Annotated in this window: 5 protein-coding genes and 1 pseudogene; 2 read left to right on the top strand and 4 right to left on the bottom strand. The window is 55.1% G+C overall.

What is annotated here, in order from left to right:
• The 4 genes and pseudogenes from HMPREF2710_RS00005 to HMPREF2710_RS00020 all read right to left on the bottom strand — a co-directional run.
• Window positions 1-410 (bottom strand): annotated as a pseudogene (locus HMPREF2710_RS00005) (hypothetical protein); the annotation flags it as partial.
• Between the two features lie 74 nt (window positions 411-484).
• Window positions 485-1177, bottom strand: a complete 693-nt coding sequence (locus HMPREF2710_RS00010; protein WP_070598854.1) for a hypothetical protein — start codon at window positions 1175-1177, stop codon at window positions 485-487.
• Between the two features lie 93 nt (window positions 1178-1270).
• A complete protein-coding gene (locus HMPREF2710_RS00015; RefSeq protein WP_070598856.1) occupies window positions 1271-1930 on the bottom strand; it encodes a hypothetical protein in 660 nt (219 codons plus the stop codon).
• Window positions 1931-2102: 172 nt separating this feature from the next.
• Window positions 2103-2585 (bottom strand): DUF4190 domain-containing protein, encoded by a 483-nt coding sequence (locus tag HMPREF2710_RS00020; protein WP_070598858.1) that lies wholly within the window; start codon window positions 2583-2585, stop codon window positions 2103-2105.
• Between the two features lie 302 nt (window positions 2586-2887).
• Here HMPREF2710_RS00020 and HMPREF2710_RS00025 point away from each other — a divergent pair, with 302 nt between their 5' ends.
• Both HMPREF2710_RS00025 and HMPREF2710_RS00030 read left to right on the top strand, forming a co-directional pair.
• Window positions 2888-3172 carry a pyrophosphorylase gene (locus HMPREF2710_RS00025; protein WP_005507345.1) on the top strand — a complete coding sequence of 95 codons (285 nt, stop codon included), beginning with the start codon at window positions 2888-2890 and terminating at the stop codon, window positions 3170-3172.
• Window positions 3173-3352: 180 nt separating this feature from the next.
• Window positions 3353-9631, top strand: coding sequence for a DUF6531 domain-containing protein (locus HMPREF2710_RS00030; RefSeq protein WP_070598860.1), 6279 nt, complete (start codon window positions 3353-3355; stop codon window positions 9629-9631).
• Window positions 9632-9761 lie beyond the last annotated feature (130 nt).

The raw sequence follows: 9761 nt of genomic DNA on the forward strand, positions 1-9761 counted from the left end.
GAGGTTGCCTCATAGTATTCAATGCCGTCAATAGCGTTGAATGGATAGACGGTCGTGCGTGCTGACCACATGCGCTGCTCAATACCTTCAGGGGAGATCTTCACATAGGCAACATGCACATACCAGGCATACATCATGAATCCGATTGACAGAAATATCCCAAGGAGTTCATAAAAGGCACCTGGAGACCCCTCGTCTATAAGATGAGCAAAGAGATAGAGGCACGGAAATCCAGGAGTAAATATTGTCAGGAGAGCCTCTGCCTGATTGACTCGCCGGATGTACGCGCCTTGGCGGCGGCGCTCCATATCCTTCCAGCGCTGAATCTCGTAATTGATGATGATGTAGAGCGTCCCGGTTACCGAGATGAAGGCCATAACGCCCCATATGATGATGAGGAAAATACGCATGGTTGGTTCTCGTTTCGTGTGGTTGGTGAATAGGGTTCGGCGTTTGGGTCTATCGTATCGGCTGCCGTGCGGCGCTACATCTTGATATCCGCTAGGCCGGTGATTTTGTTGCGTCTTCTGTACAGCTTCCTAAACAGGGGTCGGGTCCACTCGAGGCTATCCCACGTATCAACATACGCCAGATCCTGCGGGTCCCGCATATCGGGCCAGCGGTCAAACTCAAGCCGGAACCGTACGATTGCCAGCAGCCGGTGGTTCTTGCCAACGGGGTCTAGCTTGGCGATTTCCTTGCCTTTCTTGGTGTAGAAGGTGGCCTTGTCAGATCCTACCCCGGTCCATTCCAATACTTCCTCCGCCTCACCTTGGAAGTAGAAAACCTGGTCGATAGCCCTAATCGGGTAGGAGGTCACGGTGGCGAACGGTGAGAGCTTCTGCTCCACATCATCTGGCGTGATTTTCGTGTACACCAGGTGAACGTGCAGAAAGTGGTAGGGGAAGAAGAGCAGCATGATGAACGCCAGCAGGTTGAAGAGGATACCGAGCTCTACCTGCGTGTAGAGGTAGAGCGCGAAGAAACCTGCCGGGAGTATGGGCGTGAGAAGGCATACGAGCGCTTCGCGGCGGGGCACGCGCGTAATGTAGATGCCCTCGTCGCGGAGCTTCATATCCTGGCGCAGGTGCCTATTATGCAGGACAACGACAAGGATGGCGCCGATGATTGATGCGAGGGTGCAGATGCCCCAGAGCAGGAGGAAAAAGGTGTGCATGATGCGTGCTCCTCTTTCGCGGTGGTGGTGGTGTTCGTGCCGGTTGCGACTCTTCGGATGTAGGGGGGAGGTAGCCGGTGCTTATTGGGAGGGTTACATGTAGACATCGGCAAGGCCAGTAACCTTCCCCAAATTCTCAAAGTAGCGCATCGTCTTCCCGGCACAATCCAAATGGTCCACCTGAGCTACGTCATCCGGGGTGTCCATGTCAGGCCAACGTTCATTCTCAATCCTGAACCGTACAATCGCCAGAAGTCGGTAATTTTTATGAGGCATCGGGCTAAACAGGGCAATCTGGGTGCCTGACTTGGCGTAGAACCCCACCATGTCATCGTCTTCATAATTCGATGCCTTGTAGAACACGACGCGGTTGATCGCGTTGAAGGGGTAGCGGGTCGGGTTGGAGAACCAGATACGTTGCTCGATGCCGTCGGCGGAGGTCTTCACGTAGGCGACATGCACATACCGCAAGTAGGCCACAAATATCGCTGATGCCAACAAACCCACTATCCCAAGCTTCATACTTTCTGCGCCAGGTTCAAGAATGTAGACTACAGCCATAAGAATTGGGAGAGCCGGGGTCAATATCGTCATGAGAGCTTCAAGCCGAGTAACCCGTCGGATATAAATACCCTCACGTAGCCGTTGCTTATCTTTCCAGCGCTGCACCTCGTAATTGATGAGGACATAAAACGTCGTAATTGTTACGAGTGTAGCGGCGGTGCTCCAGAAAATCAGGGGGAGACTAAGCACGGTGGTTTCTCGTTTCGTGTGGTTGGTGAATAGGAAGAGCACGTACCCCACCCAAACTAGGCGGCGGCGCCTCCAGAAGATACGGTTGAGGGGCGCTCGCAGGCACGGTCATCGCCGCGTGAACGAACGCCCCCACCCATCACATCATCGGTTACTAAACCAGACGACCGGTCTACTTGTCGTCGTCTACAGGGTAGAGCCAGCCGCCGTATGCGCAGTAGCGCTTACCGTCCTTCTCGGTGTAGTAGGCGCCAACAAATTCCTTGCTCTCACACTTCTGGATTGCTTCCTGGGCTCGTTGCTTAAGCCTTGCGTCCCTCTCTGCGCGCACATTGTTACCCAGAATGAAGGTGACCATCGCAACCGCGACCAGCACGAGTGAAACGATAGCCATGACCTTGCCCTTGCCGGTGCCGCGCTTGACCATGATCAGGGCGATAATCGCGAAGATAACGGTCGGAACTGCCGTAAATGCGCCCAGAATAATGAAGCCGGTCAGTGCGGAAATAATGCCCAGAACCAACGCGGTTACAGCCGCCCACTTCTTCTTTTTCGGTGCCTCAACAGGTGCGCCGGATGCGGGCTGTGCGGCGGGTGCCTGCTGGGTGAACTGCGGCTGCTGCGGTGCAGCCGGCTGCGGGGTGTTTTCAGACATGAAAGTCCTCATTTCGTATGTGGTTGGTGATTCTATCGATAGGGTGCCACCCAGGGTGGGCTGGCATTTCCTAAGGATACCGTAGCGAGAGAAATCCCTTGATGAGAGTAGATAAATGTATATGCACGCACTGTTGTGCAATGTCTACTATGAGAAATTTTTCTCACAACAGGGTGTAGAGGGTGCGCTTTGCCGCGAAATAGTGTAATGTTCGAAGTGGTGCAAAGCACTAACGGTGCGTATTTGATATTCGCGTATCTAATGCACATCTTCCGGCAACTCAACGACGAAAGAGGAACATCGTGTCCGATCGCGTACTCTCATCGCAGGCAGCCAAGGATGCCATTACTGCTCTCCAGAACATCATCAATGGCGGTCTGCAGAACGAAATCAACAACCTCAACCAGCAGGGTAACCAGCTGAAGGATCCCAACAACTGGGATGGCCCCCTGGCTGAGCGTTTCCGCAATGACACCTGGCCCGGTGTAGAAAACACCCTGCGTAACCTGACTCAGGAACTGACTGACCTGCGCGAGCAGCTCAACCAGATTTCTACCGATATCTTCCAGGCAGGTGGCGGCTCCTAAGCCTTCCCTGGTAAACGCCGTTTACCGCCCCGCCCCCCGGCTACGGGGCGGTGAGCGGTAGGCGGCGTTTTCTGCTAATTGGCTTAAGTACACGTTATTCCCAGACATGGTGTGCATGTCTGTCTACATCTGTTTAATCACCACACTTCCGAACCAATCACACCCGAAAGGCGGCAGAGCATGGATGCGCCCGATTCAACTAATGTGACCAATGAAAAAGTTAAGTTTGATGATGCAACATCGGATGCTTTTGCGAATGCCTGCCGTGGCGTAGCGCAGAACATTGATAATGCTCTTCCCGGCCTCAAGTCCTCTTTGACGAAGGCTCTTGAGGATTTTGAAGGTCACTACGCAGAGATTACGGCAGCCAATATTGACACTGCAGTCAGTGATGGTCGTGATATTGCGAATATTCTGCGCCAGCTGGCAACGGTGGTGGACCGCCTCAAGGAAGCTGCTCATAAGGAAAATGAGAACCGCGACCGTATGTACCACTATGAGACTGACTTGGGCGGTTTCCGTAAATGGTGGAATGAAACGTTCGGAGGTGATCCTCCGAAGGCTGAGCATTACGTACCTGACACCAATATTGATACTGCGTCGTTAGGTCATCGTGAGAGCACTGAGACTCGTTCATCGGGTATGCCTGTTTCTTCAGCGCGCCCTTCAACCGTGCGTGCTCTTTCTGGTACTTTGGCGAACCTTGGTACTAGCTTTGACGCTGAGCCCGGTAAGCTCCGTAGCCTTGCTTCTGAATTTGCGGCTAAGTGCCAGTGGGGAACCATTGACGCTGAAAATCTCATTAGCACGTTTGAAGCGTGGAATAAGTCGAACGCTAACGATAAGACCTGGCTGGGCATCGTAGCCAATACCTTTGAAAAGTACGGTAGCTCGGGTCAGATTGTTGCCGTCGCTGATTCTGTTCTGGATGGCGCCATTACTGCAGCTGGAGTTAGCACCGAGCGTCACGATTTGGAAGTTCCGACTCCGGCTATTGTGGGTAAATCCACTACCAGTGGTTACGTGAACGACCCCGTGAACGTTGCGACGGGTAACTTCATTGAAGAAGAGACCGACATGGCGTTCTCCGGCGTGGTTTCTGCTTGCTCTGTAACTCGCATGTACAACAGCGTGGCTGTTCTCGGTCAGCACGCTGTATCCGGTGTGTTCGGTGCTGGCTGGTCCTCGAATATTGAGAGCCGTGTGCAGCTGAACGTTGAGAATGCTGTCTGGACTATGGTTGACGGTCGTGAGGTTACCTTCGACCGAATGATTCGTGAGGACGGCACCCACGGCTATGCTCGTGCCCCGCGTGAAGCATGGTGGCTTGAAGAGCTGCCCCTTGCCCAGCTGATGGGTGAAGAGGGCTCTATTGCTGACCCCTCCCTGCACTATATTTTGCACGCGACGGGCTACGGTGCCTCGTCCCTGCTGCGTATCTCCGACAACTCTGGAACCCAGCACATTTTTAGCCTCACCGGTATTTACCTGGGTATGAGCGCTGGAGCAGGTACTGCTGTCGCGTACCTGCGCGATGAAGAGGGTCGTGTTGGCGTTATTGCGCATCAGCGCGGTGCACGTATCAACGTGGAGTACACCGAAGGCGGCCTTGTTAGCGCTATTCACTCTTCTCGTGGTCAGTCGGTGCGTTACGAGTACGTCACCCTTGATGGTCGTACCCACCTGTGCGCTGTGCACGGCGATGCCGGTACCCGCCGTTATGAACATGACGCTGCCGGCCTGATTCACCGCGTGGTGGCTAGTACCGGCACTGTTGAGGTGACGAACTACTACGACCCTGCCGGTCGTATTACTGAGCAGGACACCGAATACGGTCGTCGTGTTCGCTACCGCTACCTGCCGAACGGTATTACTGACGTTTCGAACGAAGATGCCTCCTACACGAACCTGTGGGTTAGTGACCAGTACGCACGCCTGACCGCTATTGTTGATGCGGAAGGCGGGCGTGCTAGTTATGCCTACGATGACTTTGGCAACCGTGTGAGCGTGGTGGACCGCGATGGTTCCCGTACCACTCGCTACAGCGATGAGCGCGGCCGTATCATTCGTGAGGTCACCGATGAGGGTGCAGAAACCCTCTTTGCGTATGACGAGCAGGACCGCGTAGTTTCTATGACGGTGAGTGCTATTGAGACGGATCCGCGCGCTCGCCGTGCCGCCCGTCTGGCTCGCCGTGCCCGTCTGGAGGCTGAGGCTCAGGGCCGTACCCTCGATGAGGCTACTTCGGGGCAGGAGTCTGCTCAGAGCCCTGCCGTGAGCCCGATGACTACGGTGACTTACGAGTACGCGAACGATTTTGAGCGTAACCCCTCTTCTATGACTGACGGCAACGGTCATGTGACCCGTTTTGAGTGGGCTGACGGCCTGCTGCAGCGTGTGGTGAGCCATGAGGGCGTTACCGTCTCCTTTGAGTATGACGATTTTGGTCTGCTGACCGGTATTCGTAATGCTGAGCAGCAGCTGACCCGTTGTGAGTACTCTGCTGCGGGCCACCTGGTGAAGATTGTTTCTGCTCTTGGGCTGGAGACTGAGTTCACCTATGATTCTGCCGGTCACATGGTGTGCCGTCAGGATCCGGATGGTTCCCGCTGGCGTTTTGAGTACGCTGCTGGTGGTCGCCTGGTGGCTTCGGTGGATCCTGCAGGTGCCCGTACCGAGTACGAATACGGTCCGAGCGGTGACATTGTGGCAGTGGTTGACCCGCTGGGTCGCCGTATGGAACGTTCCTTTGATACGAACGGCAATATTGACCGCATTACCCTGCCGGGTGGTGCGCAGTTCAGCTACGCCTACGATGGTTTGATGCGCCTGATCCGCACCATTGACCCCGCCGGTGGCGTGTGGACTCGCGAGTATGATGCTGCAAGCACCCTGACTGGGTTGATTGACCCGACCGGTGTGAGTGTACGTACTTCGGTTGATTCCTCGCGCAAGACCTTCACCACTAACGATGGTGTTGATCGCGTGCGCATTTCGTGTGACCACCTGGGCCGCCCGGTGCGTACCGAGGTTCTCCCCGAGGATTCTGGTCCTCAGGTTAGTGCAGATGCTGACGACCCGACTGTCTCCACGATGGTTTATGACGGTGCGGGTAACCCCGTGCAGGTACTGGACGCTGAGGGCGGTCTGAGCCGCTACGAGTACAACGGCTCAAACCAGATGGTACGCATGATTTCCCCCGCGGGTCGTGTGACCGAGTACAGCTACGATGCGTGCGGTCGACTGGTTGCAACCTATGAGGCCGCCGGTACTGCTGAGCAGTCTGTGACTCGTTACGAGTACGACGCTGATTCCCGTCTGATTCGCCAGGTGTACGGTGACGGTTCCGAGGCGCGCGTTCGCTATGATGCCTGCGGTCGTGTGCTGTCTATTACCGGTTCCGGTGTGGCTTCTCCGGTGTTCTACACCTGGGATTCTTGTGGTCGCGTGAAGAGCATCCGCGATAACAAGTGGGGTACTCGTTCGTTCACCTATGATGCCGCTTCCCAGGTGGTTGCGGTGACTAATGGTGCTGGTGGCGTGACGCATTACCGCTATGACGAGGCGGGTAACGTTACCTCCGTGATGGACCCTGCCGGTCGCATTACCAGCTACGAGTATGACCTGATGGGCAATGCTCTGGCGGTAACCAATCCGCTGGGTGTGCGCACTACCTCTACCTATGATGCTGCCGGTCGTCTGCTGACCAGCACTGACGGTAATGGTGCTGTACATTCCTTCGGGTACGACCGTGACGGCGTTCCTTGCTCCCATTCGGTGAATGGCTCTCTGTTGTACCGTATGGAGCGTGATTCTGCGCGCCGTACGATGACGACTTATGATCACGCGGGCGTTGATGCGTTTGGTGCTCCCGTAGTGACCGTTGAGTCGTATGACCGTTTGGGTCGTCTGGTTCGTCAGCGCCGTGAGTTTGGTGCGCAGATTCCGGAGTCTTTCCGTACCGCGTACATGGATGAGACTGGCGGCTATGAGCTGTCCTACGCTTACGATGCTGATGGTCTGCGCACTGAGTTTGTGCACCCTCTGGGTTCGAGCGCTTATGCGTATGATGCTGCTGGCCGCATGGTTAAGCAGACTGACATTACCGCGTACCGTCTGGATGGAACCGCCGTTACCTCTGAGTCTCGTGTGGAGTCTTCCTTCGAGTACAACGCGGTAGACGCACTGGTGCGTGCACAGGTGTCTGACCTGGCGGGCACCTGGGTTCGCGAGTTCGGTTACCGCGGCGCGCACATGACCTCTGTGACCGAGCAGCCCGCTGTGGCAGACTCGGCTGTGGCAGACTCTTCTGAGGCTCTGCACACTGAGATTATCCGTGATGATTTGGGCCGTATTAGCGGTGTGGATTCGCCTGCTGGTCTGGTCATGTACACCTACACTGACGCGCAGATGCTCTCTTCTGCTGTTCGCGGTACCGAGACTCTGCGTTGGACCTATGATGCCGCTGGTGCGCTGGTGCGTGTTGAGTACTTTGATAGCGCTCAGCCTGAGAATGCTTGGGTGAAGGTGCTGGTCACTGATGAGGGTGCCCGCGTTCGCGCAGTATGCGTCTACGGCGTGCAGGATGAGGCGAAGGCTGGCTCCCAGTCGGCTGAGTTTGCCTCTGCTGTTGAGGATGCTCAGGCGTGGCTGCCGCAGTGCCCGGAGTCTGTGGAATTTGAGGGCGTTACCCTGGTGCCGGTTTCGACGAGCGTGTTCTCGTATGACGGTAATGATTCGCGTCTTCTGCAGGTTTCTTCGGATGGTTCCGGCTCGTCCCTAACCTATGGTGCGGCTGGGTTTGTGAACTCTGTGGTGTCATGGGGTTCTGCTGAGGATTCGGCTGTGTCCTTCTCCCTGTTGTGTGCTTCTACTGATGGTCGTGTGCTTGCTGCCGGTGGTGCGCCTGCTGGGGTACCTGAGCTTGGCGTACCCTCAACCGGTACTCGCGCCGGTGGGGGTTCTGCAGCTGGTTTTGATGCTTCGGTGATGCACCCGCTGGTGTGGGATGAGAATTCGTTTGTTCCGCGTGTGCTGGGTGTGGGCGGCTCGTCGATGCCTTCTGTGGGTTCGCTGGTGCCTGGTGCCGGTTCTGGCGCCGGTCTGTTGGATCCGTATGGTTGGGCTTCTTTGGGTGTTGCTGCGCCTGCTGTGCCGTCTGCTCAGAGTGCTGGTGCTACGCCGGTGTTGCCGGATTCGCTGGTTGGTGTTTCTGCGGCTTCGGGTGTGGTGCTGGGTTCTACTGGTTTTGAGGTGTTGGGTGCCCGCGTGGTGGATTCGCGTGTGGCTCGCTTTACTGCACCTGATCCTTTGGCTGCGCCGGTGGGTGCTGGTTGGGGTGCTGACCCGTTCTCGCTGGTGGGTGGTAACCCGGTTTCTTTGGTGGATCCGTGGGGTTTGTCGCCGATTTCGTTTGAGGAGTACGAGGAGTATCGTCAGGAGCGCATTAAGAATAAGGGTGCGATTATGGCGGCGCGTTGGTTGCAGGTGGCTGCTGTTGCGGTAGTGGTTGCATCTGTATTTTGGGGTGGTCCTCTTATTGCTGGTCTTGTGTTTGGCGCGGTCGCTGGTGCTTTGGAAGGTGCTGCTGGCGCTCTGGAGAAGACAAAGAATGGTCAGATTGACGGCTGGAACGTTGTGGTAGAAACAATCCAGGGTGGAGCTAAAGGTGCTGTTACGGGTGTTGTCGCGAAGGTGTTTACCCATGCTCAAGTCTTTGCCAAAATTCCGGTAAACCGTTTTACGGAAAATATGGCTTCTAAGGTGGCTTCCAAGGCTGCCTCCAAGAAGGGCTTTGATAAGCTTGTACCTTCTATTATGCAGAAGCCTGCTCAGAAGGCTGCTTCATTTATTAGTGCCCGTAGAGATTCCGTGAGTAAGATCAGCTGGAAGACTAAGGACCCTGCACCTTGGATGAGGATGCAGAATACGATGGGTAAGTATGCCCCAGAGGTTGCGGGTGAGTCATTGTCTGCCGGTGTTGGTGCTGTATGGGATTACACGAAGAAGGCCGAGAATTTTAAGGCTGAGGATGCTGCAGCAAGTTTTCTGTCTGGTGCAACAACCGGGTTCTATAAGAGCCTTATAACTGCTCCTGTGAAGGGTAAGTATTCAGCAAAGAGTGAGGGTGGCCAATACCTGTACGGTCCCGTGAAGCGGACTGTTGCTAATGATATGGCATCACGTGCGGCGAATGCTTCCGTTGATTGGATAGATAAGGGGGTTCAGCGCAGGTTGTTGAATGACTCTGCTCGGAACCCGAAGCCTGTCTCTGATCGTCAAGCTGAACGCTTGCTGGCAAAGGACTTCCAAGACGCTGTTATGGGTAATTCGAAGAGTAATTTCAAGTCCTTGGCTAGCGGTTATAAAGCTCGACGAGATGGTGCGAACCCACAATCTACGAGTGCAGTAACGCAAGTTTCTGATACTAGTGACTCTGATTCAGAATCGAGTGAATAATTGATGTTGGAAACAATCTTTAGTACTTTCTGGTGAATTATCCTAGTGCTATCTATTGCCTCTATTCCCTACACTATTATCAGGTATGAGATTTAATCATCGTCTGATGGCGATTGTGCGGTTCAGGATT

This window comes from Rothia sp. HMSC069D01 (assembly GCF_001810135.1).
GTDB lineage: Bacteria > Actinomycetota > Actinomycetes > Actinomycetales > Micrococcaceae > Rothia.